We start from the raw sequence: 26,814 nt of genomic DNA on the forward strand, positions 1-26,814 counted from the left end.
GTATGAAAAGGAGCTAATAGAAAATGAAACGTATAAAAAAATTAGGAACAACAATGATCGCAACAATTATTGCAATGGGAATGTTCTCGTTACCTGTTAGTGCGCACGTCACTGTAAAACCAGCAACTTCTGACGTTGGTTCTTGGGAGACATATACGATAAAAGTACCCGTTGAAAAAAATGTAGCAACAACAAAAGTTACACTGAAAATACCGTCTGGAGTAGAGTTCCAGCAGTATGAACCAGTGCCAGGATGGAAAGTTGAGGAGCAAAAAGATACAGCTGGAAAAGTTAAAACTGTAGTATGGGAAGCAACAGGAGAAGGGATTGTACCCGGTCAGTTCCAGCGATTTACTTTCGTCGCTAAAAATCCGGATAAAGAGCAAAAAATAGCTTGGGACGCATATCAACAATATAAAGATGAAGAAATTGTTGAATGGACAGGCGATGAAAAAGCTGAAAAACCGCATTCACTTACTACAATTGCAAAAGGTACGTCATTAACAGGAGAACATGGTGAAGTTTCTAGTGTAGAAAAGAATGAAGGTACTAGTAATATGCAATTGATAGCAATTGTCTTATCTATTTTTGCGATAGTATCGTCGGTAAGTGCGTGTGTTTTTGTAGTACGTCGTAAAAAGTAAGACGTAAGAAAGAGCCTACAAACAGTAGGCTCTTTCTTACGTTTATTTCACTTCAACCCGCTGCCTTACAGCAAATGCTTTCGGTTTTATATTTACAAAACAAATGCTCACAACAATAAATAATAGCCCAATAAATAAGCTCATTGTAATGGCCTCATGTAAGAAAATTGAACTTACAATAATAGCAATTAGTGGAATGAGGAATGTATAAGCCCCAACTTTACTTGCTTCACCAGCTCCAACAAGTGTGAAGTATGCAAGCCACCCCATTGCAATAACAAAGAATGAAATAAAGAGAAGTACGCTAACAAATGGTATACTCCAAGCGATACTAGACCAGCTTTCAAACTCTGAACCAAATCCAATTAAGCAAAGTCCACCAATAATAAGCTGAAGTGTTACCATCCAAATGGCATTAACACGGTGACCAGTCTTCTTAATAAATACTGTGCCAAGTGCCCAGCCAATAGCGCATCCTAACGCGAGAAGGATTCCAATGATAGAAATATGTCCTGTTAAACTGCTAGAGCTAATAACACCTACACCAATAAATCCGAGAACAAGCCCGAAAATTTTCAAGCCGTACATTGATTCTTCAAGCCATATCCACGAGAAAATACCGAGTAAAACTGGTTGTAGAAATACAATGGCGGAAAATAACCCAGCAGGCATATATTGAAGGCCGACAGTTTGTAATCCGTAAAATATAATGATGTTAAGTAAAGAAGAAATAACGTATAAATGCCACGTTTCTTTTAAATGTAACTCTTTGTATTTCGGTAATGCGAACAGGAGTAAAATGAATCCTCCAATTAAAGTTCGAACGCCTGCAAATAAAACAGGTGGTGTATAATGCAGGGCAAACTTTGATAAAGGCCAATTGATTCCCCACATGAAAACGAGAAAGGTAAGGATGATGGCCGTCTTAGTTCGAGAAAGCTGTGTCACTGAAAGACCTCCTTGTTGTTATTCATTTCACTATGATATGATATCGACTGTAATAAATAAAATGAATCTTTTTTATGAGGAGTATAAGTGATTAGTTATGACCATTACACAACTGCAAGTATTAATAAAAACTGTTGAGTTAGGTAGTTTTACGAAAGCTGCCAGGGTATTAAATATGACGCAGCCAGCTGTTAGTCATGCGATTTCAAGTATTGAGTCAGAGTTAGGAGTTACTATTCTTATACGTGATAAACGAAAAGGGCTCCTCGTTACGGATGTAGGAAACAGGATTCTTGTACATATTAGAGAGATTTTGAACGGTGTAGAGAAGATTGAACAAGAAGTTGCGATGGAGAAAGGACACGAAGTTGGGACGATTCGAATTGGTAGTTTTCCGAGTGCTTCTGCACATTTCTTACCCAAAATGATAAACCTTTTTAAGGAGAAGTATCCGAAATTAGAAGTGGTTCTTTGTGAAGGAACGATTAAAGAAGTTGAAGATTGGTTAGTATCGAGGGTTATTGATATAGGAATTGTTATTTTGCCTAATAAAGATATGGAGATTGTTCCATTAACGAAGGGGAAAATGGTTGCTATCTTAAGAGAGGATCATCCTCTCTGTAAGAAGGACTCTATTACAATTAGTGATTTAGAGAATGAACCAATCATATTATGTAAGGGCGGATACGAACCACCTATTATTGATATGTTTAAACAAGCAAACGTACCACTTCGGGCTGAGTATGTAATTTCGACAGTTACTACAGCTTTAAATATGATTCAAGAAGGATTAGGCATTGCAATATTAGCTGAATTATCTTTAACGAATTTACCAAAAAATGTGCAAACGAGAGAATTGGAACCACAAGTATGGAGAGAAATTGCTTTAGCTGTTCCTTCATTAAAGGATTCTTCAATCGCTGTGCAGCTATTTATTGAAGAATTTCAATCGCTATTTGCAGAATAAAAAGAGGTGTCTCATATATCATAATGGGACACTTTTTAATTTACTTATAAAAAATCTATGAAAAGGATTGACTTATTTTTCAGTTGTAACTATAATGATTACATCGAGGTGGTGATTACGATGAAAATTAGTAGCCGCTTTTCCATAGCTGTTCATATTTTATCTATTTTGAAAAACAATCCATCTTCACTTTGTACTTCAGACTATATGGCTGAGAGTGTCAATACAAATCCAGTAGTCATTCGTAAAATCATGTCGTACTTGAAACAAGCTGGCTTTGTTTACGTAAATCGTGGACCGGGTGGCGCGGGATTACTAAAGGATTTACATGAAATCACATTGTTAGATGTGTATCATGCAGTGAACGTAGTCGAAGAAGACAAGCTATTTCATATTCACGAGCAACCAAATCCAGATTGTCCAATTGGGGCGAATATTCAAGCGGTGTTAGAAATTATTTTAATTCAAGCACAATCCGCGATGGAAGAGGTTTTGAGAAATATTACGATGGGGCAGTTGTTTGAAACTTTGCAAGAAAAAATGAATGCTTAAATAATATTTATATTTTTTTATCATTAATGTAACTAATTTGATTACAACGATAAGGTAAGGTGTAAAAGTTATGACTGTAAAAATGAAAGTATACTCAGATTTTATATGTCCGTTTTGTTTTTTAGCAAAAGGTCCATTAGATGAGGTAGCGAAAGAGAAAGATGTAGAGATTGAATGGATGCCATTTGAATTACGTCCAAGTCCATATTCAAAAATAGATCCATGGAATGAACCAGAAAAATTAGGTTCATGGGATGCTTTCATTCTTCCGACAGCGAAGAAATTAGGAATCGATATGCGCTTGCCACGTGTTTCACCGCACCCATATACACATTTAGCTTTCGAAGGATGTCAATTTGCAAAAGAACGTGGACTAGGTAATGAGTATCACCACCGCGTATTCACAGCATTTTTCCAAGAAGAGCAAAACATTGAAGATATTGATGTGTTAACAAAATTAGCGGTAGAAGTAGGACTTCCTGAAGCAGAATTTAAAGATGCTTTAGTAACTCGTAAATATAAGGAAAAACATCAAGAAGCAAATCAGCACGCATATGATGAAGCGAATATTATGGCTGTTCCAACTGTCATGATTGGAGATGAAGTCATTCAAGGGCTTGCTAGTAAAGAAACACTAGAAAGGGTCATTGATAAAGAAATTGAAAAGGATAAAACAAATTCATTTGAAGGTATGCAATGTAATACCGATGGATATTGCTAATTAGCTTGTTATGAAATAACAAAATAAATTATAAAACAAACATTTGGAGGAATTAAAATGTCAGCAACTACAACAAACTTAAAAGAAGCAATTGTGAACCGCCGTTCAATTCGTAAAGTAGCAAAAAACGATGCAATTACGAAAGACAGAATTGAAGAAGTGTTAAAAACAGCTTTACACGCACCAACATCTTTCAATATGCAAAGTGGTCGTATGGTTGTATTAATGGATGGAGAGCATGAAAAGTTTTGGGATATCGTTAAAGAAACACTAAGAGCCCGCGTACCAGCAGAAAACTTTGAAGCGACTGTAGAAAGACTAAAAGGCTTCCATGCAGGTGTAGGAACAGTTCTATTCTTTGAAGATCAAGCAACTGTAGAAAAAATGCAAGAAAATGCGCCATTATATAAAGATCAGTTCCCATTCTGGTCTCATCAAGGAAATGCGATGTTACAACATACTGTGTGGATGCTATTATCTGCTGAAGGAATTGGAGCGTCATTACAACATTACAACCCAATCGTAGATGCTGAAGTGAAAGAAACTTGGAACATTCCGGCAGAGTGGAGCTTAGTAGGTCAAATGCCATTTGGTGAACCAAACGAACAACCAGCAGAAAGAACGTTCTTACCTACTGAAGATGTAGTGAAATTTTATTAAGAAATACAATATGTAACGAGAAGGAAGCTGTGCTTAAAAACAGCTTCCTTTTTTGTAGTGGTGTTAATTTATGCGTATTTAGGGAAGAAATATAAGAAATAATACGGTGAGAAGGGAATTAGAAAAATGAATGATGAGAAAAAATATACAGTGGTAGGTACTGATGTTGAGGAAGTAAAGCGTTTAAATAAAAATTCAGGGTTAACGTATAATCAAGTGAAAGAAATGTTAGCAAAGCAAATGCAAAAAAAGAAGTAATTAGATTGAAATCTTTCATTTTTTCATTTAGCATTTTGATTGGAGAGAGTTAAGTAAAAGGTAACTCTCTTTTTTGTATAGCTAAGCATCTTATAGAGTGGAGGAAGCAACATGAAGAAATGGGTAAAGGTAACGCTGTCTATCACTGGAGGCATTGTCTTATTAGCGTGTGCTGGTGGATATTACGTGTATAAAAATTATTTTCCAAAGGAACCTGAGCGTATTGTATATGATAAAGAAAGAGTGCTACAACCGATACATAATCAGCTTAAAGGAATCAATATAGAAAATGTAAAGATAAAAGAAAAAGAAGTCGTAAATGCGACTGTAGATGAGCTTCAAAAAATGATTGATGATGGAAAGTTGTCATATGAAGAATTAACGAGTATTTATCTCTTTAGAATACAAGAACATGATCAAAATGGAATAACATTAAATTCTGTTACAGAGATAAATCCTAATGCGATGGAAGAAGCAAGAAAGTTAGATCAAGAGCGGGGTAGAAACAAAAATTCGAATTTATATGGTATTCCTGTCGTTGTAAAAGATAATGTACAGACGGAAAAAGTGATGCCGACTAGTGCAGGAACTTATGTATTAAAAGATTGGATTGCAGATCAAGACGCAACAATTGTGAAGCAGTTGAAAGAAGAAGGAGCATTTGTTTTAGGAAAAGCGAATATGTCTGAGTGGGCGAACTATTTATCTTTTACAATGCCAAGTGGGTATAGCGGGAAGAAAGGACAAAATTTAAACCCGTACGGTCCGATTGCATTCGATACTTCAGGATCAAGTTCAGGATCTGCTACAGTAGTTGCAGCAGATTTTGCACCGCTTGCAATTGGAACAGAAACGACGGGATCGATTGTTGCACCCGCGGCGCAGCAATCAGTAGTTGGATTACGTCCATCTTTAGGTATGGTAAGCAGAACAGGAATTATTCCGTTAGCTGAAACTCTTGATACAGCAGGACCTATGGCAAGAACGGTAAAAGATGCAGCAACATTATTTAATGCAATGATAGGTTATGACGAAAAAGATGTTATGACAGAAAAAATGAAAGATAAAGAAAGAATTGATTATACAAAGGATTTATCGATAGATGGATTAAAAGGGAAAAAGATAGGGCTTCTTTTTTCTGTAGACCAACAAGATGAAAATAGAAAAGCAGTAGCAGAAAAAATTAGAAAAGACCTTCAAGATGCAGGTGCGATATTAACTGATAATATCCAGTTAAGTGCTGAGGGTGTAGATAATTTGCAAACATTAGAATATGAGTTCAAGCATAATGTAAACGACTATCTTTCACAGCAAAAGAATGTACCGGTAAAATCGTTAGAAGAGATTATAGCGTTTAATAAAAAGGATAGTAAAAGACGAATAAAATACGGACAAACATTAATTGAAGGGTCTGAAAAATCTGTTATAACGAAAGAAGAGTTTGAAAACGTAGTGCAAACGAGTCAAGAAAATGCAAGAAAAGAGCTAGATAGGTATTTAGTAGAAAAAGGTTTGGATGCTCTAGTTATGATTAATAACGATGAAGTTCTTCTATCAGCTGTAGCTGGTTATCCGGAATTAGCGGTTCCTGCTGGATATGATAAAAATGGAGAACCAATCGGTGTAGTGTTTGTAGGGAAACAGTTTGGTGAAAAAGAGCTTTTCAATATTGGATATGCGTATGAACAGCAGTCTAAAAATAGAAAATTACCTAGTTTATAAAAGATTATATGAAAAATAACTGGAATCTAACAATATGAAAAGAAAAAAAGGATTCTTCTCAATTAGTAAGAAAGATTGTCTATAGGAGTTCATAAAATGTAATATATTCAATTTCCATCCATTGAAGGGGGAGGTTAATTCTTAATGAATGAAGTAAAGAGTTTTTTTCGAAGTAGAGGGTTTCAACGGTTTCTCGTTTTAATAATAGTAGCGCTTGTATTATACGCATTAAAAAGTATGATTAATTTAATATTAATTACGTTTATACTGACGTTTTTAATGGATCGATTTCAACGTTTTATTTCAAGAAAATTGAAAGTAAACCGGAAAATTGTTATTGCATGTTTATATATAATACTAGTTTCCTTTATAGGCACAACGTTATATAAATATTTACCTGTGCTGACGATACAAATTTCACAATTAATTTATCAGTTTAAACTATTTTTTCAAAATCCACCTGATAATGAAATCGTTAAATATGCACTTTCGACAATTAATGGGATGGAAGTATCAAAATATATAGAACAAGGTGTAGATGTCATCTATCAATCGATAGCCAATATAGGGAAGGTAAGTTTACAAATATTATTATCTCTAATTTTAAGCTTATTTTTCTTATTAGAAAAAGAGCGTATTATTACATTTACATCTAAGTTTAAAGATAGTAAGTTAAAAATCTTTTATGAGGAAATTGCATATTTTGGTGAAAGATTTGCAAGATCGTTCGGCAAAGTAATTGAGGCTCAGTTTTTAATTGCCGTTGTAAATTGTATTCTTACTGTCATTGCATTAATCGTTTTAGGATTTCCACAGCTACTTGTATTAGCTGTTATGATTTTCTTACTAGGGTTGATTCCTGTTGCAGGTGTGATTATTTCTTTGTTTCCACTTTGTATCATTGCTTACAACGTAGGCGGAGTTATGTACGTAGTATACATACTCGTATTCATAACAGTAATCCATGCTCTTGAAAGTTATTGTTTAAATCCGAAGTTTATGTCTGCAAAAACAAATTTACCAATATTCTACACATTTATGATTCTTATCTTCTCAGAGCATTTCCTCGGAATATGGGGGCTTATTATCGGGATACCAATCTTTATCTTTTTATTAGATGTACTTGATATAAATAATGAGGATGCGACTAAAAAATAAGAAATGATAGAAAATCACTAAAAAGTCATAGGAGATAATGAAAATAAAAAGCAATCCAAAATAAATTGGATTGCTTTTTATCTTAATTAAAGAACCGGAGCCATTGTTTCTTTCAATACTTGAACAGAGTGGTCGAATTTTAATTCTTCATCTTCACTTAATTCAACCTCTAAAATTTCACGAACACCGCCGCGATTTAAAACAGCAGGTACCCCGATATAAACATCTTTTTGACCGTATTGACCTTCTAAGTAAGCTGATACAGTTAATACACTATTTTCGTCGTTTAAAATTGCTTTTGTAACACGTAGAAGTGACATACCGATACCATAATAAGTTGCGCCTTTACGCTCAATAATATGGTAAGCTGCATCACGGACGTTTATGAAAATTTTGTCTAAATCTTCTTGATTATACGTGTTGTCTTTTTCAAGCAGTGTTTGTAGTTTTTGGATACCAACGGAAACATGGCTCCAAACTGGAAGTTCAGTATCGCCGTGTTCTCCGATAATATAAGCGTGAATGTTGTGTGGACCAATATCGAAGTACTCACCTAACATATAGCGGAAACGAGCAGAATCAAGCGTTGTACCAGAACCGATTACACGTTCTTTCGGTAAACCAGATTCTTTCCAAGTTACATAAGTTAAAATATCTACAGGGTTTGTTGCGATTAAGAAGATGCCATCAAATCCGCTATCCATAATACTGCGAACGATTTGTTTAAAGATTTTGGCGTTTTTCTCAACTAAATCTAAACGTGTTTCGCCTGGCTTTTGTGGTAATCCAGCTGTAATAACTACAAGGTCAGCATCTTTACAATCTTCGTAGCTGCCTTTCCATACTCTAGTTGGAGCTGGGGCGAATGGAACAGCATGACTTAAATCCATTGCTTCCCCTTCAGCTTTTGCTTCATTTACATCGACTAAAACAAATTCTTCAGCTACGGCTTGGTTAATCATGCAGTAAGCATAACTACATCCAACTGCTCCTGTTCCTACTAATACAACACGGTTAATACCTTTTTTCATTTCAAAATTCCTCGCAATTTCATTGGTTTTGTTATGTAAGATAATACGTCTTACTTCTATAGAGTCATATCTAGTTTATTACATTTTATAAAAGATATTCAAGTATTTGAAAATGTATCCGTGCAAATCTGCGAACAAAACATAGGAATTCAGTGAACCGAATATAATTCAGTAAAATCCTTTGTAAAAGGGGAAATGGTATGGGGAACCCATTAACAATGGAAGAAATGCTTCATATTATTCATGCAGGGCTTGTTAAAAAGAATAACCCAAAACGGATTACGATTGCAGGTGCAGGGATTTCTGGATTAGTTGCAGGTTCTTTATTAAAAGAGGCTGGGCACGAAGTAACGATTATAGAAGCAAATAACAGAATAGGTGGCAGAGTGTATACGATTCGGGAACCATTTAGTGTGGGTTTATATTTTAATGCGGGACCGATGAGAATCCCTGACACCCATAAGTTAACCTTAGCGTATATTCATAAATTTAAACTACCTTTAAACCTTTTTATAAATAAAACTTTTGCAGATATCATTTATACGAATAACATTCAAACGAGATTGAATGTGTTTGAAAATGATCCAAGTGTACTTGAATATCCGGTTTTGGATAAAGAAAGAGGAAAAACGGCAGAAGAGCTAATGATTGAGGTATTAGAACCAATACTAAATTATATTAAGAAGGATCCTGATAAAAACTGGCTTATCGTTGAAAAAAAGTATAAAACGTATTCGCTTGGTTCATTTTTAATGGAGTATTATTCAGATGGTGCAATAGATATGATTGGGGTACTTCTTGATATGGAAGCTTATATGGGAATGTCCTTAATTGAAGTATTACGTGAAATGATTTTCTTTACTTCAACAACGAAATATTATGAAATAACTGGTGGAATGGATAAGTTATCGAATGCATTCTTACCACAATTAAGGGAACATATTTTAATGCAGTATAAGGTTGATAAAATTATACAAGAAGATAATAAAGTAATGTTACAAGGAAATCATGAACAAACGTTAGAGCAATTTACAATAACAAGTGATTTTGCTATTATTACAATTCCATTTTCAGCGTTAAGGTTTGTAGAAGTTCAGCCATACTATTTATTCTCTTATTTTAAAAAAAGAGCAATTCGTGAATTAAATTATATTGCTGCAACTAAAATTGCAATAGAGTTTAAAAGTAGATTTTGGGAGAAAGCGGGACAGTGTGGAGGTAAATCTATTACTGATTTACCGATACGTTTTACATACTATCCGAGTTATGGCATTCATACTCCAGGACCAGCTATCGTTATAGCAAGTTATACGTGGGCAGATGAGGCGTTAACATGGGATAGTCTCCCGCAAAGAGATCGTATTCGTTACGCATTAAAAAATTTAGCGGAAATATACGGTGACATCGTCTATAGTGAGTTTGTCACTGGAACATCTTTTAGCTGGAGTAAAAATCCGTATTCTTGCGGTGCATTTACAGCTTTCGAACCAGGCCAAGAGCTCGAGTTATTTCCGTATATTACACCACCATCTGGAAAAGTACACTTTGCAGGAGAGCATACGACATTAACACATGGATGGATGCAAGGGGCAATTGAGTCTGGAGTTAGAGTTGCATATGAAGTAAATGAACAGTGAATCTCTTATATTTACAAATGGTCATTCTTTTAATAAAATGATAAATATAAATCGTAATTATTACGCTTTGAATACACTTGAAGTAAAGAAATGGATGGTCGGTTGAATGAATAAAGTGGAGATTCATATATTAGGTGGTTTTTTAGGTAGTGGAAAATCAACATTATTACAAAATTTATTGTTAGCAGAGAAAAAGAAGAATAGAAAAGTTGCAGTATTAATGAATGAAATTGGTGAATACTCGGTAGATACAGATATTATTGGAAAAGAGAATGTTTTAAGAGAACTTCTTAAAGGATGTATTTGTTGTACATTAAAAGAAGAGCTTGAAATACAATTACATTCGTTATACCAACAAGAAAGACCAGATGTAATTTATATAGAAACGACAGGTGTTGCGCATCCAATTGAAGTGTTAGACGCGTGTGTCTCGCCAATTTTAGCTCCTTTTCTGGAAGTGAAATCAATTGTAGTCGTTTTAGATGCAGTAAGGTGGTTAAACCGAAGTATATTAAGTGCAAATGTACAACAGCTATTGCATGAGCAACTTAAATTTGGTAGTCACATTCTTGTTAATAAAGCAGATTTACTAACAGATGAAGATAAGAACACAGTATTTGAAGAAGTAAAGGCAATAAATGATCATGCGAAAATGTATGAGACAAAGTATTGTAATATATCTTTAAAAGATATAGAAGAAGCAGAATTTCCAAATGATGAGGAACATGAGACACTACATGTCAAACAGCATTTACATATACAAACGATGACATATCAATTTACGAAACCGATTGATCAAGACAAATTATATGAATGGCTTTCGAATTTACCAGATAGTATTTATCGAGTGAAAGGTTTTGTGAAATTCCGTGGAGATAAATACCCTCACCTATTCCAATATTCGTTCGGAGTACCAACTTTATTAGAACAAGACTTCGGTTTCCCGACAAACTTAGTAGTAATAGGAGAAGGGCTAGATAAGAAACAATTGGCTGAAGGGTTAGAGAAAGTAGAACTTAACTCTAATTAAGGTGAAAAGACTAACTTAAAAAATAAGTTAGTCTTTTTGTATGATCATTACTGAAATGAAACAGTATTTTCAATTGGATTGCAGAATATATATTGATTGTATGTCCGTTTCCATTACATAGGAAGGTGATTATATATTTGTGCCGAATGTAGAGGGTACTACAAGAGTTTTCCATTATCTATCGAATTAGTTAGTCATGATTACGGACAGGGGATTTTGGCGTGTTTGATTCTATCAGAAAGTAAAGTATGGGGAGGATCACAATGTCGATGAAAAAACGTAAGTGGCTAAAGACAATGTTTACTGGTTGTGTTTTAGGTTCGTTATTAATAACGGCAGCTTGTTCAGGAAAGAAAACAAGTACAGAGGATGAAAAAACGATTAAGGTAGGAGTCCTTGCTTCTTTAACAGGACCGCTAGAATCGTATGGAAAACAAACAGTGAACGGATTTGAATTAGGGTTAGATTATGCAACTGGTGGAACTGGGAAAGTAGATGGGAAAAAGATTAAGTTTGTTGTAGAAGATACAGAAACGAAAGCGGATGTAGCAGTTAAAAAAGCTACGAAGTTATTAGAAGAAGAGAAAGTTGATTTTTTAGTTGGATCGTCTAGTTCAAGTGATACGTTAGCGGTTTTACCACTGGCCGGGGAATATGAAAAGATTATGGTTGTAGAACCGGCAGTTGCGGATAGTATTACCGGGAAGAACTGGAATAAATATATTTTTAGAACTGGAAGAAGTTCCTCACAAGATGCGATTGCAGGAGCAGCAGCAATTGCGAAAAAAGATGTAAAGATTGCGACATTTGCCCCAGATAACGCTTTTGGTCGTGAAGGGATTGCTGCATTTAAAGCGGGTGCGAAAAAATTAGGTGCGAGCATTGTGAATGAGCAATACGCGGATACAAATTCAACAGATTTTACAGCGAATATTCAAAATATCATTAGTTCAAAACCAGATTATTTATTTATCGTTTGGGCAGGGGCAAATTCACCTTGGAAACAGTTGAAAGATATGAATGTGGAAGCGCAAGGTATTAAAATTTCTACAGGTGCGCCAGATATACCAGCATTAAAAACAATGGATGCATTAGTAGGTATGCAAGGTTTTTCTGTATATTATCACACACTTCCAAAAAATAAAGTGAATGATTGGCTAGTTGAAGAGCATAAAAAACGTTTTAATGGTGTAGTGCCAGATTTGTTTACAGCGGGAGGAATGTCAGCAGCAATTTCTATTGTAGAAGCCTTAAAGAAAACAAAAGGTGATACAGATGTAGATACCTTGATTAAGAAAATGGAAGGAATGGAATTTGATACACCGAAAGGAAAGATGAAGTTTAGAGAGAAGGACCACCAAGCGATGCAGACGCTGTATTCTATCACATTGAAAAAGCAAGATGGTGTTGATTATCCGGTGCCAGTGTTAGAGCGAGAATTAACGATGAAAGAAACAGAACCACCAGTTCAAAATAAATAGACTGAATTTTCTGTTGTTTTTGTATAAAGAGGGGGGACCCTCTTTATACATATTTCCTTCATACTCACGGCTTTAAAGGGAGGGATTTCGTGACACATTTGCTAGAGACGAAAAATCTTAGTGTATCTTTTGGTGAACATCAAGTTATTAAAGATGTAAATTTAACTGTCCAAAAAGGAAAGCTCATTTCTATTATCGGGCCAAATGGTGCGGGGAAGACAACATTATTTAATTTACTAAGTGGACAGATTTCACCTACAACAGGTGAAGTGTATTTTAAAGGGCAAGATATTACAAAACTATCGATTTCAGATCGAACACGCTTAGGAATCGGTCGCTCTTTTCAGCTTACAAACATATTCCCAGAATTAACGGTACTTGAAAATGTCCGTTTAAGTGTTCAATCATTCGTACAAGATTACTATAGTTTTTTCCCGAGTTCAGCAAAATTAAAGCAACAAGTTGGAGAGGCGAGACGTTTCTTAAAAACAGTATTACTTCACGAGAAAGAGAACATATTAGCGAAAGATTTGGCACATGGAGAGAAAAGAAAGCTAGAACTTGCGATGTTATTGGCTTTAAAAACGGATGTGTTATTACTTGATGAGCCGACGGCAGGTATTTCGGTTGAGGAAGTCCCTGCTATATTACAAGTGATTGAAAATATTAAGAAACATCCAGAGAGCACAATTGTACTTATCGAACACAAAATGGATATGATACTAGGTTTGTCAGATCATCTTATCGTTTTATTTCATGGAGAGTTATTGGCTGAAGGATTGCCAGAAGAAATTATGAAAGATGAGCGTGTACAAAGTGCTTATTTAGGGGGATTATATAGTGGCACTATTACAAGTGAATAATATAGAAACGTATTTAGATCAGTTTCATATTTTGCAAGGAGTATCTCTTGCTGTTGAGAAAGGGACGATTACTGTACTGTTTGGTAGAAACGGGGCAGGGAAAACAACGACATTACGTTCAGTTATGGGATTTCACCGCATTGCAGATGGTGAAATTTATTATGATAGTGCAAAAGTAAGTGGATTACCTACACATTTAATTTCAAGGAAAGGAATAGGGTATGTACCAGAAAATCAAGGTATTTTTCATGATTTGACAGTAGAAGAAACATTCGCTCTTGCTAGGGGAAAAGGTGAGGAAGTAGAAGGGAAAATAGAGTGGATGCTGGAACTATTTCCGGATTTAAAGCAGTTTTGGAATAAGAAAAGTGGGCTCTTGAGCGGAGGGCAAAAGCAAATGTTGGCTATTTCAAGAGCGTTTATTAATAGTGATGGATTATTACTTATTGATGAGCCGAGCAAAGGGCTATCCCCGATAATGGTGGAGAAATTAATGGTAGCTATTTTGAAGATGAAAGAGAAAACAACAGTTTTACTTGTTGAGCAAAATTTTATGATGGCTAGTCAAATTGGTGATTATTTTTACATTATGGATAACGGACGAATTGTTCATAACGGTTTTATGAATGAATTAAAAAAGGATAAGGAAATGTGTCATAAATATTTAGGAATCTCTTAACATGAATCCGAGGTGAAAAGGATGGATGTGTTAATCAATTTATTTGTAAATGGGATTTCAACAGGGATGCTCATTTTTTTGTTAGCATCAGGTCTTTCACTTATTTTCGGTCTAATGAGCGTTTTAAACTTTGCACACGGTGGTTTATTTGCATGGGGAGCATTTACAGGTGTTTGGTTATTTAATATGACAGGAAGTTATATATTAGCTTTAGTTGGAGCAGTAGCCATGGGAATGTTCCTAGGATTTATTTTAGAAAGGTTTCTTATTAGACCGGTATATGGAAATCATGTTCGACAGCTGCTCGTTACGCTTGGAGGAATGCTCGTTCTTAGTGAGTGTATTAAAATATTTTGGGGGCCAAACCCTATTAGTGCAAAATTACCGTTATGGTTACAAGGAAGTTTTACATTCGGAGGTATTATATTAATTAAATATCGTCTATTTGTTATTTTGATTGGGATAATTATTTACATCGCACTACTACTATTACTCAAAAAGACGAAGATAGGTCTTATGATCCGTGCAGGTGTAATGGATAAAGAAATGGTTCAAGCGCTTGGTATTAATGTAAAAGCGATATTTTCTTTCGTCTTTTTATTAGGAGCAGGGATGGCAGCTTTGGGAGGATTCTTATTAGCACCGTATTCGGGCGTTATTTTCGCCGAGATGGGCATGCAGTATGCAATTTTAGCTTTTATAGTAGTAATTATCGGTGGATTAGGAAGCGTACAAGGTTCAGCTATTGCTTCTTTAATTGTCGGATTAGCTGGTGCTTTTACAGCGTATTTTATACCAGATTTATCACTTGCAATTAATATGTTAATGTTACTATTTTTCTTAATAGTGAAGCCAACTGGACTTGTTGGTGAAAAGGGGTGAAATGGTGAACAACACATCGGACCGAATTAAAGTATACTTCGGAGTATGTATGCTCATTTGTTTAAGTGTATTTCCGTTCGTAAATGATTCACGGAGCCTGTTAATTTTGTTCACTCAAATCTTCATCTTTGCTATTTTTGCAATGAGTTTTGATGTATTGCTTGGGTATACAGGAATTGTATCGTTCGGTCATTGTATGTTCTTTGGGATAGGAGCATATGGGGTAGCGCTTTTATTTGATCGACAAGGCGTATCAATAACGAACTTTTTAATTGGAATAGTAGCTGCAATTATCGTTTCAGCAATCGTTAGTTATATAATTGGTTTGCTTTCTTTACGATTGAAAAGTCATTTTTATGCAATGTTAACACTTGCTATTTCACAGTTGTTTTTCGTCCTTGCTGAAAAATGGCGTGGGCTCACTCACGGAGGAGATGGTTTTACATTTGGGGTACCAGAAATATTCCGTGATCGTTTTACTTTTTATTATGTATCACTTGTATGTTTATGCTTCATTTTTATTCTATTACGTCTTTTTACAAAGTCTTCTATTGGGAAAGTATTAAAGGCAATTTCACAAAATGAACAACGTGTTGAAGCACTTGGATATAAAGTCCTCCATTATAAAATAATCGCAAGTGTAGTGGCAGGAATAGTAGCTGCAATTAGCGGTGGTTTATTTGTTATTACATTACGCTTTGTCAATACGACTGTATTTTCAATTGAAATGACACTAAATGCACTCTTGATGACAATGATTGGAGGAGTCGGAACATTAATTGGAGCTATTGCTGGATCTGGGATTATTGAATCCCTAAAATATTATTTATCAGAACTAGCGACGGAATATCCGATTTTTGAAAGATGGACGATTATTCTAGGTTTATTGTATATTATCGTGCTACTCGTTTTTCCGAAAGGATTGGTTGGGACGGTTAAGGGACTGAAGAATATGAAACGGAATAAGAAGGAGAAAAGTGCAGAAGTGGAGCAAAATGTGTGAAAAATCAATTGTATAGAATATGAAAATCCCTCTTTTAGATTCATAAAGGAGGGATTTTTTTATTAACCAAATAGTTCATCAGGGATTTGTTTGAAAGAGTTTTGATTTGTAAAAAAATGAACAGCTAATTTCTCAACTGGAACATCTTCAATTGGTACCAATTTATCATTTTTAATCGGCAAAAAGGCTATCCCTTTTCCGTCCTGAATAAACTCTTCCATAAGCGAATAAGAATCTAATTGTTGAAGTTGACGCTGAGATAAATTATTTTCTTTTAGAAATTGTATCGTCTTATTTCTAAAAGGACACTTTTTGTCATTACTAACGAAGAAGAGTTCCTTTGAATAGTCAATGATACATTTTTCTTGATCTTTTAGTAAGCCTATAGAAATTGAAGTAGTAAATACTTTTTTAAAACCTGCACCAGAATCATCCTCATAAGTGATGACCATATCAACTTTTTGTTGCTGCAGTAATTTTGGCAAATGACTACTATTTTCTACATATATTTGATAATTCATGAAATTTTCTTTAATACGCTTACTTAAATAATTAGTCAAAATCGATTGTGACGTCGCGATTATATAAGAAGACCCACTTGTTTTAATTTTATCTTTCGCTTCTTCTAATAGAGTTAATATTTGATTCGTGTAATCTAATAAAATGTCACCAGAAGGTAATAAGGAAACGCCTTTGTTATCTCTATGTAGTAAAGGCGTTTCTAATTCTTGTTCTAATTTTTTGATTCGCTCAGTTACGTTCGGTTGAACATAACCTAACTCTTTAGCAGCTTTACTAATAGAACCCTCACTGGCTACAGTTTTGAATATAATAAGATCATTTATTTCCATATATCTCAGCCCCTTATGCACTATCATTATAAATGATACCAAACATAATTTATACCTATTTTACGTTAGCTACTTATCGATTTATCATAATGTATATAAGATTGAAAGCGAGTGATAAACATGATTGGAATGCAATATAAGGTCATTTTGCCAAAGGATTATGACATGGAAATTATTAAGAAAAGGGTAAAGGATAATGGTTATAAAACTGATGGTTTCCAAGCACTAAATTTTAAAGCTTATTTAATTACGGAAACGGAGAAAGACGGGAATTTTTATAACTGCTATGCACCTTTATATATTTGGAATGGTCATGAAGGGATGAATAAATTTATCTTTGAAGGGTATTACGATAACATTTTACAATCTTTTGGATGGCAACAAATACATATAGGTGTTCCATTAGTGGTTAATCTAAGTGATGGATTTAAGAAAAGTAGATATGTTGTTGAATATGCAGGAAGTATTTCTCAAAGTAAAACACTGATTGGGACTCAATTAAGCACTATGAATGAAGATGTACAAAACAACGAAAAGTGTTTAGGGAATGTAATCGTTTATAATCCGGATAAATGGGGGTATAGTAGGTTTAATTTTTATGAGGAGAAGCCTGAAATTGCAGTGAATAAAGGTGTTACAGTATATGAGATTTTACACATTTCACGATGAAATTTTGTTGCATATTAAAAATAAGAAAAGGAATGAAAGTCTATGCCTTTTGTGAAGATTTATTATCCTGAAAACATATTAAATGAAGAAGAGTTGGAAAAAATGGGTGAATGTATCCATCTTTCATTAATTGAACATTTTAACATCCCTGAAAATGATTATTTTCAAATGTTCTTACCTTACCAAGAAAACAAATTTTTATATAATCCATATTATTTGTTGGAAAGAGGAGAAAAGAGAACAGAGAATATGATTTATGTTTCTATTACATGTGGACCGGGAAGAACAGTGCAACAGAAAAAAGATTTGTATCAATCGGTATCCTTAAAAATTACGGAATATTCCGATGTTAAAACTTCGGATATTTTTATTACATTAAATGAGACAGCTGCTGAAAACTGGTCATTTGGTCAAGGAATAGCACAAATGGTGAAAATAAAGGGAGAAAAAAATGAACTTATTGAAGTACATATTAAAAAGAAAATGAGAGAAATGTCACCTGCATTTGCTCATTATAGTGAAAAGATATTATTTGAGGAAGTGTGGCGGGATGCCACTTTAACATTAAGAGAAAGAAGCTTGTGTACTGTGTCAGCACTAATCAGTCTCGGTAATACAGAACAATTACAATTTCATCTGAAGCTAGCTAAACAAAATGGGGTTATGGAGAATGAATTGGTTGCATTAATAACACATATGGCTTTTTACGTTGGTTGGCCAAAAGCTATGGCAGCTTTAAATATAGTAATGAATGAAAGGCAAAGTTAAGAATAATGATAAGTAAGAATTCATGTTTATATGAATTCTTACTTATCATTATTTATGCAATACTCTATCGATATATTTATTACATTTTTTCTTGCTTTTTTATCACTTGCGTAGTAAAGTGATAGTAAGATGAACGCTAGGAAGTGACAAAACATGCGTGATAATACGATAGGATCATTAATATGGTTACGTTTAATACGATTTACGAACCAAAGTAATCAAATGTCAAATGAGTTTTTAAAACGTTTTGATTTAACGACAGCTCAATTTGATGTGCTTTTGCAAATACGTACGTATCAGCCACTAACACAAATGGAGTTAGCTGAAAAGGTAACTGTTACACAAGGTGGTATTTCTCGAATGTTAACTCGTCTTGAGAAAGAAGGATATATTGTACGAAAACAAGATTGGAAAACGAAAACAATTAGTCTTACAGAGCAAGGGGAATCGGCCTTAGAGAAAGCATTGCCAGAGCAACTTGCATTTCAATCTTCGTTTTTTGATGATGTATTAAATGAAGAAGAGCAGAAAATATTATACGAGCTAATGACGAAAGTTCATAAGCATAGTGAAAAAAAAGAATTACCGCAAGAGTAATTTTTTTTACACTATCAATTGACTAATCAAGTGAAGGCGTAGGTAATACGGAGATATACCTGACTTACCAACGTTTTTAGAAAAAAACTAATACTACTTTATTAAAGGGGAGAGTAACTATGGAAAAATACCGTATAGATATAGGAAAAGGAATTGAGTTTGGATTATATTCAATTGGTGATCATGTTTTAAATCCACATAATGGGGAGAAAATTACGCCAGAGAAAAGAATTCACGAACTAATTGAAACAGCTAAGTTAGCAGATGAGGCAGGGCTTGATGTGTTTGCTGTCGGTGAAAGTCATCAAACGCATTTTACAACACAAGCTCATACAGTTATTTTAGGAGCTATTGCACAAGCTACGAAAAATATAAAAATTGCAAGTTCAGCAACGATATTAAGTACATCTGACCCAGTTCGAGTATATGAGGATTTCGCTACAATTGACTTGATTTCTAATGGACGTGCAGAAATTGTGGCTGGTCGTGGATCTCGTATTGGGGGATATAGTTTACTTGGTTATGACGTGAATGATTATGAAGAATTATTCGAAGAGAAGATGGATCTTTTATTAAAAATTAATAACGAGGAACATGTAACATGGAATGGACAGTTCAGAGCACCGCTCGCACATGCATCGGTTATTCCGAGAGCGAAAAATAATAACTTACCAATTTGGCGTGCGGTTGGAGGTCCACCAGCTAGTGCAATTAAAGCGGGACGCGCGGGTGTACCAATGATGATAACAACACTTGGTGGTCCAGCAATTAACTTTAAAGTGTCAGTAGATGCTTACCGCGAGGCGGTTGTACAAAGTGGATTTGATTCAGCTAGTTTACCAGTTGCGACAACGAGTTTATTTTATACGGCAAAAAATTCACAAGATGCACTTAGTGAATATTACCCTCACATTAATGCTGGTATGCTTACACTGCGCGGTGGTGGGTATCCGAAACAGCAATTTACAAATGCAATAGATTACCGTGATGCTTTAATGGTTGGTAGCCCACAACAAATCATTGAGAAAATGCTGTACCAATATGAATTATTTGGCCAACAACGCTTTATGGCACAAATTGATTTTGGCGGTGTACCATTTGATAAAATTGAGAAAAATATTGAATTAATTGCTACTGAAATTTTACCAGCCGTTAGAAAACATACAGCAAAATAAATAAAAAAACTGAGAGTCTAATCGACTTTCAGTTTTTTTTATTTGTTCTGGAAAAATGACAAAAAAATGAACTTTTAGTCGAGGAAGAGGGAAGTTATTTTCTATTTTTGAATAACATTATTTCGAGTTTGAATTTTAAAAATACATTTTTCTCTTGACAAAAAACAAGCGTTTATCGAGGGTGGTTTCGAGGACATTTTTTCGGGTGAAAGTCAAGTGTATGAAGAGAAAAACGATTGTTTTATAGATATAAAAGTAAGAAGTATATTGAAAAAACACATTTTGCTAATGAGAAAAATCTGATTCAAAAAAATGACAAAAGACATATTTCAGACAAAATGATGTCAATAATACGTCAAAAATAACCTGAATTTACTATGCAGGTATATTATACAATTCGATTAACGAATAAAACACTACAGAAATAGTGAAAAGGTAAAAAATAGCATTACAATAGTTTGAAAAACTGAAACTTCATATTTTTCGACAATACATACAAAATGTTTTTGTCTTTTCGTATTTCTTAATAATTGAGTTTGATAAGATTGCTCAATTAACTTTTATTATAAAAACTATGAAGGAAGTGATTTTAGTATGGAAACGCTCGAATTGGCACGAATACAGTTCGCATCAACAACGATTTTCCATTACTTTTTTGTTCCGCTGTCAATTGGTTTAGCTTTTATTATTGCGATCATGCAAACGTTGTATGTGGTAAAAGGGCAAGAAGTATATAAGAAGATGGCAAAGTTTTGGACGCAATTATTCCTTATTAACTTTGCAGTAGGTGTAGTAACAGGTATTTTACAAGAATTCCAGTTTGGTATGAACTGGTCAACGTATTCACGTTTTGTAGGTGATGTATTTGGTCCATCACTTGCGATTGAAGGATTACTGGCATTTTTCATTGAGTCTACATTCCTGGGTTTATGGGTATTAGGTGAGGATAAATTACCGAAGCGAATTCACTTAATGTGTATTTGGCTCCTTTCAATTGGAACGATGTTATCAGCATTCTGGATTTTAACTGCAAGTGCATTTATGCAGTCACCTGTCGGGTATGAAATGGCAGCTGATGGTCGTGCGCAAATGAATGATTTCTTAGCCATTATTCAAAACCCACAACTATGGGTACAATTCCCGCATACAATTACAGCGGCAATTGCAACAGGTGCATTCTTTATTGCTGGTGTAAGTGCATGGAAAATTACAAAAGGACAAGAAACTGTAGTATTTAAAAAATCTTTCCGAATTTCTATCATTGTTGGAACAATTACAACGGCGCTTGTATTATTCTTCGGTCATGCACAAGCGCAACAATTAATTAAGACACATCCAATGAAGATGGCGGCAGCTGAAGCGCTATGGAATACAAGTGAGGATCCAGCACCATTTACAGTATTTTCGAAAATTGATACAGAGAAGAAAGAAAATTCGTTTGAAATTCAAATCCCTTATATGCTAAGTCTATTATCGTATGATAAGTTTAGCGGTCAAGTTGAAGGGATGAATCAAATTCAAAAACAATATGAGGAAAAATATGGACCTGGAGATTATATTCCTCCAGTGCATACAATGTTTTGGAGTTTTAGAGCGATGGTAATGAGTGGAACATTCATGCTTCTTCTAGGAGCTTACGGATGGTTCTTATCAAGAAAAGATCGTTTAGCGGAAAAAACGTGGTATTTAAAATTAATGGTGTATGCAATTTCTCTTCCATTCATCGGTAATACAGTAGGGTGGATTATGACTGAAATGGGTCGTCAACCTTGGGTTGTATTTGGTGTAATGAAAACAGAAGATGCTGTATCACCAAATGTAACATTCGGTGAAGTATTATTCTCACTTATTTCATTCACATCAATGTATTTAATTATGGGTGGAATTTGTGTGTACTTATTTGTTCGTACCATTAAGGGCCACAAGAATAAGAAAACGAAAAAGGATTATCAAAGCCATGATCCATTTGATAAGGAGGAAGAGTATGTTATCTCTTAATGAGTTATGGTTTTTAGTTATTGCAATCTTATTTGTTGGATTCTTCGTACTGGAAGGTTTCGACTTTGGGGTAGGAATGGTTTCGAGGTTTTTAGGAAAGAATGATTTTGAAAAACGAGTTTACTTAAATACAATAGGACCGTTCTGGCACGCGAATGAAGTATGGCTTGTTTGTGCTGGTGGAGCCATGTTTGCGGCATTTCCGCACTGGTATGCAACTTTATTTAGTGGTTTTTATATTCCATTTGTATTTATGCTTCTTGCTTTAATTTTAAGAGGTGTTTCCTTTAAATTTCGTGCGAAAATAGATAATCATAAATGGAAGAGTGCATGGGATTGGGGGATGTTTATTGGAAGTATGTTACCTCCTATCCTTTGGGGAGTTGCGATTGCAAACTTTATGGTAGGTGTACCTATTGATGAGAGTAAAAATGTTGTAGGTGGATTCTTGCAATTACTTCATCCATTTGCGTTACTTGGAGGAGTAATGTTTCTCCTACTATGTATTGTTCACGGATTACAATTTCTTACGATACGTACAACTGGTAAATTGAGAGAACGTGCACGAATTGCTGCAATAAAAATTGCACCATTTTCATTAATTACACTTCTTGTTTTTGCTGGTGTGGGGTTATGGAAAACCGACATTTTCACTGCTCATGGAACAGAATGGATTATGGTGCCAATCGGAGCTTTTGTAGCACTATTAGTGTCCACTTTATTAAATAAAAGAAGAAGAGATGGTTGGGCTTTCTTTATGACGAGTTTAACAATCATTTTACTAAGTGCGAGTGTATTTATCGGTATGTTCCCACGTGTTATGATTAGCTCTTTAGGAGCAATGAATGATTTGACAATTTACAACGCAGCATCAGGAGCTTATGCATTAAAACTTATGACTTACTTTGCGATTGCTATTTTGCCTTTCGTTATCGGAAGTCAAATATGGAGTTATTATGTATTTAGACAACCTGTTAAGTCAGACAACGATTTGGAGTACTAATGAAAAGAAAAAGAGGACTTCCGTCTTATCCCGGTAGCCGTATTTTATATGTAGCGTTAACGATTATTAGTATTTTAGAAGCTTTTAGTATTATTGCGCAAACAATCTTTTTAGCACGAGCTATTACGTTTTTATTTCATGGAGAGACAGTACAAACAATATTAAGTGAAATTGTTTATTTTGGTATCGCGTTTGCAGCGCGTCATATAGTAGTTCGAACATCACAAATATTAGTGGAACGTTTTGCTGAAAAAACAGGGTCGTTACTAAGAAAACAACTAGTAGAGGCATATTTCACATTAGGTCCAAGGTATGTTCAAACTGTTGGGACTGGTCATCTGGTTACCTTATCAATTGAAGGGATTGAGAAATTTAAAACATATATTGAATTAACGATTCCTAAAATGATTAGAAGTAGCATCGTTCCAGGTCTAATTGTACTATATGTTTTTACGCTAGATATTGAGTCTGGAGTCATTTTAGTTGTAACGATTCCTATCGTGATCATATTTATGATTCTTCTCGGATTAGCAGCGCAAAAAATGGCAGATAGTCAGTACGAGATATATCGTGTACTTTCGAACCATTTTGTAGATACGTTAAAAGGTTTAGAAACATTAAAGTATTTAGGGAAAAGTGAACAGCACGAAGGAAAGATTGAAAAAGTAAGTAAAAGGTATAGAAAAGCAACGATGCGTACTTTGCGAGTTGCTTTTCTTTCTTCTTTTGCATTAGATTTCTTTACGAGTTTATCAATTGCGTTTGTGGCAGTTGGATTAGGGATACGTTTAATAGATGGAACGATTATACTATTATCAGCCCTTACAATTTTGATTTTAGCTCCGGAATATTTTCTGCCGATTAAACAAGTGGGAGCAAATTATCATGCGACATTAGATGGACAAATTGCGATGGAGCAAATAGAAGAGATTTTGCAACAACAAAAAGGAATACAAAAGAAAGATTTAAATGAAGATATAGTATGGAATGCCTCTAGTAGCTTGAAATTACAAGACATCAAAGTTAATAATACTGAATCTGAAAAGGCTATATTAGAAGGAATTAATTTTACTTGGGAAGGTAACGGTGCTATTGGTGTTATTGGTGAAAGTGGTGCAGGCAAATCGACGTTAATCGACGTATTAGCAGGTTTTTTATCTCCTTCGAGTGGAAAGATGTTAGTAAATGGTGTAGAAGTTGATGGATCTACTCGTGAAGATTGGCAAAAAAATATCGCTTATATTCCGCAGCAACCTTATATTTTTCCGCTTTCATTAAAGGATAACATTCGTTTTTATGAAACAAATGCAACAGATGAAGAAGTTGAAAGAGTTATTAATGAAGTCGGCCTTCGTTCACTCGTTACATCACTTCCAAATGGGATGCACGAAAGAATTGGAGAAGGTGGACGTATGCTAAGTGGCGGACAAGAACAGCGTGTTGCTATGGCGCGTGCGCTTTTAAGTAAAAAACCAATCATTTTATTAGATGAGCCTACGGCACATCTTGATATTGAAACCGAATTTGAAATAAAGCAAGCGATGTTACGTCTATTTAATGGAAAGTTAGTATTTTTAGCAACCCACCGTCTACATTGGATGAAACAAATGGACTATATTCTTATTTTAAATAAAGGGGAAATGAAAGAAAGTGGGACGTATGAAGAACTTTTAGAGAATGAGACATTACATTTTCATAGGGAAGAGAGGGGAGAGAAATGAGTAACTGGGTTAAACCTTATATAAAACAAAATAAAGGTAGAATGACTTTAACTATTTTCCTTGGTCTTCTTGGAGTTAGTTCAGGAGCGATGTTACTTTTTATTTCAGGTTATTTGATCTCAAAATCTGCCCTTAGACCAGAAAATGTAATGGCTGTATATGTTCCTATTGTTGCAACAAGAGCGTTTAGTATAGGGCAAGCTGTATTTCATTATATAGAGCGCTTAGTCGGACATGATGTCGTACTACGTATATTAGAAAAAATGAGAACGAGGCTATATAGAATAGTAGAACCACAGGCGTTATTTTTCCGTTCTCGATTTCAAACGGGTGATATGTTAGGAGTGTTATCCGAAGATATAGAGCATTTGCAAAACCTATATTTACGTACAATATTTCCTAGCATATTAGCGCTAGTTGTTTATAGTATCTTCGTACTTGTTATCGGTGCATTTGATTTTGTTTTTGCACTTATTGTAGGTTGTATGTTAGCTATTATCGTTTTTCTTCTTCCGTTTGTATCATTACTTTTGATGAAGAAACATCATGTTACTTTAAAGCAAGGAAGAAACCGTTTGTATCAACAACTGACAGATGCTGTTTTTGGATTATCTGATTGGCAAGCAAGTGGTCGTAAAGATGAATTTATTAATGAGTATGTAAAACAAAATGATCAGTTGTTAAAAATCGAAAAGAGAGTGAAACGCTGGTATCATATTCGGGACAGTATCATTCAATTAGTAGTAGGTATTGTAGTTATTTCGATGATCATATGGACTGGGAATGAAGCGGCAAGTGAACAAATTGCTCCTACAGTTATCGCAGCTTTCGTATTAATGACTTTATCTGTAACGAACGCGCTTATTCCTATTGCAGATGCCATCGATCGAATACCGTCGTATGTAGAATCTATCCATCGTCTTAATGGCGTAGAAAGTGATAGTGTTTTACATGATGAAACGGATTTGCATGGAGAGAAAGATTACATTGAACCAAAACATGTAGATATTGAACTGAATCACGTATCGTATAGTTATCCAGATAGTAATGAGATTGTATTAAAAGATGTATCATTACAAATAAAAGCAGGGAAGAAAATTGCTATTTTAGGGAGAAGTGGGACAGGGAAATCTACTTTACTAAAATTGTTAACAGGGGCGTTAAGCCCAGTAAATGGCCAAGTTGTACTAAATGGTGAACGAGCTAATACGAATCTTTTATCTAAATATATTTCTGTATTAAATCAAAAGCCGCATTTGTTTGATACGACAATTGGAAATAATGTACGAATTGGCAAACCAGAGGCGACGGATGAAGAGATATGGAAAGCTTTAGAGAAAGCACAATTAGCTTCACATGTTACTTCTCTTCCAGACGGATTACAAACAAAAATGCATGAAATGGGAAAGCGGTTTTCTGGTGGGGAAAGACAAAGGGTTGCTTTTGCTAGAACTCTTATGCAAGAAACACCAATTATTGTACTTGATGAACCGACTATCGGTTTAGATCCAAAAACAGAATTGTCTTTAATTGAAACAATGTTTTCTGCAACGGAAGAAAAGACGGTTATTTGGATTACGCACCATCTTGTAGGAATAGAACATGTAGACGAAGTTATATTCCTTGATCGTGGCCAAATTGTCATGCAAGGTAGTCATAAACAACTTCTGAAAGAAAATGAAAAGTATCGTAAACTTTATGAGTTAGATAAAGGAATATAATTTGAATAAGCAATAATTGTAAAAATAGCTACGCCTAATGGTGGAGCTATTTTTTTTGTTAGATTGCAGGTGTAT

26 protein-coding genes and 1 pseudogene are annotated in these 26,814 nt (G+C 34.7%); 24 read left to right on the top strand and 3 right to left on the bottom strand.

Annotated features, from left to right (window positions below):
• Window positions 1–23 precede the first annotated feature (23 nt).
• Window positions 24–644, top strand: a complete 621-nt coding sequence (locus ES895_RS07090; protein WP_135238240.1) for a YcnI family copper-binding membrane protein — start codon at window positions 24–26, stop codon at window positions 642–644.
• 42 nt (window positions 645–686) lie between these two features.
• Here ES895_RS07090 and ES895_RS07095 read toward each other — a convergent pair whose 3' ends face one another.
• A complete protein-coding gene (locus ES895_RS07095) occupies window positions 687–1,592 on the bottom strand; it encodes a DMT family transporter (RefSeq protein ID WP_016082034.1) in 906 nt (301 codons plus the stop codon).
• A gap of 97 nt (window positions 1,593–1,689) precedes the next feature.
• Here ES895_RS07095 and ES895_RS07100 point away from each other — a divergent pair, with 97 nt between their 5' ends.
• The 7 genes from ES895_RS07100 to ES895_RS07125 all read left to right on the top strand — a co-directional run bounded on the left by ES895_RS07100 (window position 1,690) and on the right by ES895_RS07125 (window position 7,630).
• On the top strand, window positions 1,690–2,559 hold the full coding sequence (locus ES895_RS07100) for a LysR family transcriptional regulator (protein WP_000156771.1): 870 nt from the start codon (window positions 1,690–1,692) through the stop codon (window positions 2,557–2,559).
• Window positions 2,560–2,679: 120 nt separating this feature from the next.
• The gene (locus ES895_RS07105; RefSeq protein ID WP_000704073.1) at window positions 2,680–3,111 is read left to right on the top strand and encodes an Rrf2 family transcriptional regulator; all 432 of its coding nucleotides are present in this window, start codon (window positions 2,680–2,682) and stop codon (window positions 3,109–3,111) included.
• 70 nt (window positions 3,112–3,181) lie between these two features.
• Window positions 3,182–3,832: a DsbA family oxidoreductase gene (locus ES895_RS07110; RefSeq protein ID WP_135238241.1), complete on the top strand. Its 651-nt coding sequence runs from the start codon at window positions 3,182–3,184 to the stop codon at window positions 3,830–3,832.
• A gap of 57 nt (window positions 3,833–3,889) precedes the next feature.
• A complete protein-coding gene (locus ES895_RS07115; protein WP_001277009.1) occupies window positions 3,890–4,492 on the top strand; it encodes a nitroreductase family protein in 603 nt (200 codons plus the stop codon).
• Window positions 4,493–4,618: 126 nt separating this feature from the next.
• Window positions 4,619–4,750, top strand: coding sequence for a hypothetical protein (locus tag ES895_RS29965; RefSeq protein WP_000997344.1), 132 nt, complete (start codon window positions 4,619–4,621; stop codon window positions 4,748–4,750).
• A gap of 111 nt (window positions 4,751–4,861) precedes the next feature.
• On the top strand, window positions 4,862–6,472 hold the full coding sequence (locus tag ES895_RS07120; RefSeq protein WP_135238242.1) for an amidase family protein: 1,611 nt from the start codon (window positions 4,862–4,864) through the stop codon (window positions 6,470–6,472).
• A gap of 144 nt (window positions 6,473–6,616) precedes the next feature.
• Entirely contained in the window at window positions 6,617–7,630 is a 1,014-nt protein-coding gene (locus tag ES895_RS07125; RefSeq protein ID WP_135238243.1) for an AI-2E family transporter, read from the top strand.
• A gap of 86 nt (window positions 7,631–7,716) precedes the next feature.
• On the opposite strand, the gene ES895_RS07130 is transcribed toward ES895_RS07125, so the two are convergent.
• Entirely contained in the window at window positions 7,717–8,661 is a 945-nt protein-coding gene (locus tag ES895_RS07130; protein ID WP_000715321.1) for an L-lactate dehydrogenase, read from the bottom strand.
• 200 nt (window positions 8,662–8,861) lie between these two features.
• On the opposite strand from ES895_RS07130, the gene ES895_RS07135 reads away from it, so the two are divergent.
• From ES895_RS07135 to ES895_RS07170, 7 genes are all read left to right on the top strand, one after another.
• Window positions 8,862–10,298 (top strand): flavin monoamine oxidase family protein, encoded by a 1,437-nt coding sequence (locus tag ES895_RS07135; protein WP_000528025.1) that lies wholly within the window; start codon window positions 8,862–8,864, stop codon window positions 10,296–10,298.
• A 106-nt stretch (window positions 10,299–10,404) separates the two neighbouring features.
• Entirely contained in the window at window positions 10,405–11,328 is a 924-nt protein-coding gene (locus ES895_RS07145; RefSeq protein ID WP_001044941.1) for a CobW family GTP-binding protein, read from the top strand.
• Between the two features lie 263 nt (window positions 11,329–11,591).
• Window positions 11,592–12,809 carry a substrate-binding domain-containing protein gene (locus tag ES895_RS07150; protein ID WP_000062003.1) on the top strand — a complete coding sequence of 406 codons (1,218 nt, stop codon included), beginning with the start codon at window positions 11,592–11,594 and terminating at the stop codon, window positions 12,807–12,809.
• A gap of 89 nt (window positions 12,810–12,898) precedes the next feature.
• A complete protein-coding gene (locus ES895_RS07155; RefSeq protein WP_000149337.1) occupies window positions 12,899–13,672 on the top strand; it encodes an ABC transporter ATP-binding protein in 774 nt (257 codons plus the stop codon).
• Window positions 13,650–14,351 (top strand): ABC transporter ATP-binding protein, encoded by a 702-nt coding sequence (locus ES895_RS07160; protein WP_001196696.1) that lies wholly within the window; start codon window positions 13,650–13,652, stop codon window positions 14,349–14,351. The genes ES895_RS07155 and ES895_RS07160 overlap by 23 nt, the downstream gene beginning before the upstream one ends.
• A 21-nt stretch (window positions 14,352–14,372) precedes the next feature.
• Window positions 14,373–15,233: a branched-chain amino acid ABC transporter permease gene (locus tag ES895_RS07165; protein WP_000382787.1), complete on the top strand. Its 861-nt coding sequence runs from the start codon at window positions 14,373–14,375 to the stop codon at window positions 15,231–15,233.
• Window positions 15,234–15,282: 49 nt separating this feature from the next.
• Window positions 15,283–16,236 carry a branched-chain amino acid ABC transporter permease gene (locus ES895_RS07170; RefSeq protein ID WP_002102967.1) on the top strand — a complete coding sequence of 318 codons (954 nt, stop codon included), beginning with the start codon at window positions 15,283–15,285 and terminating at the stop codon, window positions 16,234–16,236.
• A 62-nt stretch (window positions 16,237–16,298) separates the two neighbouring features.
• Here the strand turns inward: ES895_RS07170 and ES895_RS07175 are convergent, their stop codons facing one another.
• Entirely contained in the window at window positions 16,299–17,087 is a 789-nt protein-coding gene (locus ES895_RS07175) for a LysR family transcriptional regulator (RefSeq protein ID WP_000405005.1), read from the bottom strand.
• Between the two features lie 120 nt (window positions 17,088–17,207).
• Between ES895_RS07175 and ES895_RS07180 the strand changes: the two genes are divergently transcribed.
• The 9 genes and pseudogenes from ES895_RS07180 to cydC all read left to right on the top strand — a co-directional run bounded on the left by ES895_RS07180 (window position 17,208) and on the right by cydC (window position 26,739).
• Window positions 17,208–17,756 (top strand): DUF4865 family protein, encoded by a 549-nt coding sequence (locus tag ES895_RS07180; RefSeq protein ID WP_000579894.1) that lies wholly within the window; start codon window positions 17,208–17,210, stop codon window positions 17,754–17,756.
• A gap of 42 nt (window positions 17,757–17,798) precedes the next feature.
• Window positions 17,799–18,212: pseudogene (locus ES895_RS29675) on the top strand (tautomerase family protein); the annotation flags it as partial.
• Window positions 18,213–18,239: 27 nt separating this feature from the next.
• Window positions 18,240–18,524 carry a carboxymuconolactone decarboxylase family protein gene (locus ES895_RS29680; RefSeq protein WP_223272771.1) on the top strand — a complete coding sequence of 95 codons (285 nt, stop codon included), beginning with the start codon at window positions 18,240–18,242 and terminating at the stop codon, window positions 18,522–18,524.
• Window positions 18,525–18,677: 153 nt separating this feature from the next.
• Window positions 18,678–19,121, top strand: coding sequence for a MarR family winged helix-turn-helix transcriptional regulator (locus ES895_RS07190; RefSeq protein WP_001205528.1), 444 nt, complete (start codon window positions 18,678–18,680; stop codon window positions 19,119–19,121).
• A gap of 119 nt (window positions 19,122–19,240) precedes the next feature.
• Complete coding sequence (locus ES895_RS07195; RefSeq protein WP_135238245.1) at window positions 19,241–20,296, top strand: LLM class flavin-dependent oxidoreductase; 1,056 nt, start codon at window positions 19,241–19,243, stop codon at window positions 20,294–20,296.
• 594 nt (window positions 20,297–20,890) lie between these two features.
• Window positions 20,891–22,294, top strand: a complete 1,404-nt coding sequence (gene cydA / locus ES895_RS07200; protein ID WP_135238246.1) for a cytochrome ubiquinol oxidase subunit I — start codon at window positions 20,891–20,893, stop codon at window positions 22,292–22,294.
• Window positions 22,281–23,297, top strand: coding sequence for a cytochrome d ubiquinol oxidase subunit II (gene cydB / locus ES895_RS07205; protein WP_000950083.1), 1,017 nt, complete (start codon window positions 22,281–22,283; stop codon window positions 23,295–23,297). Before cydA ends, cydB begins: the two co-directional genes overlap by 14 nt.
• Complete coding sequence (gene cydD / locus ES895_RS07210; protein ID WP_135238247.1) at window positions 23,297–25,018, top strand: thiol reductant ABC exporter subunit CydD; 1,722 nt, start codon at window positions 23,297–23,299, stop codon at window positions 25,016–25,018. The genes cydB and cydD overlap by 1 nt, the downstream gene beginning before the upstream one ends.
• Window positions 25,015–26,739, top strand: a complete 1,725-nt coding sequence (gene cydC, locus ES895_RS07215; protein WP_098364693.1) for a thiol reductant ABC exporter subunit CydC — start codon at window positions 25,015–25,017, stop codon at window positions 26,737–26,739. The genes cydD and cydC overlap by 4 nt, the downstream gene beginning before the upstream one ends.
• Window positions 26,740–26,814 lie beyond the last annotated feature (75 nt).

This window comes from Bacillus sp. 007/AIA-02/001 (genome assembly GCF_004634455.1).
In the GTDB taxonomy this organism is placed as follows: Bacteria; Bacillota; Bacilli; order Bacillales; family Bacillaceae_G; genus Bacillus_A; species Bacillus_A cereus.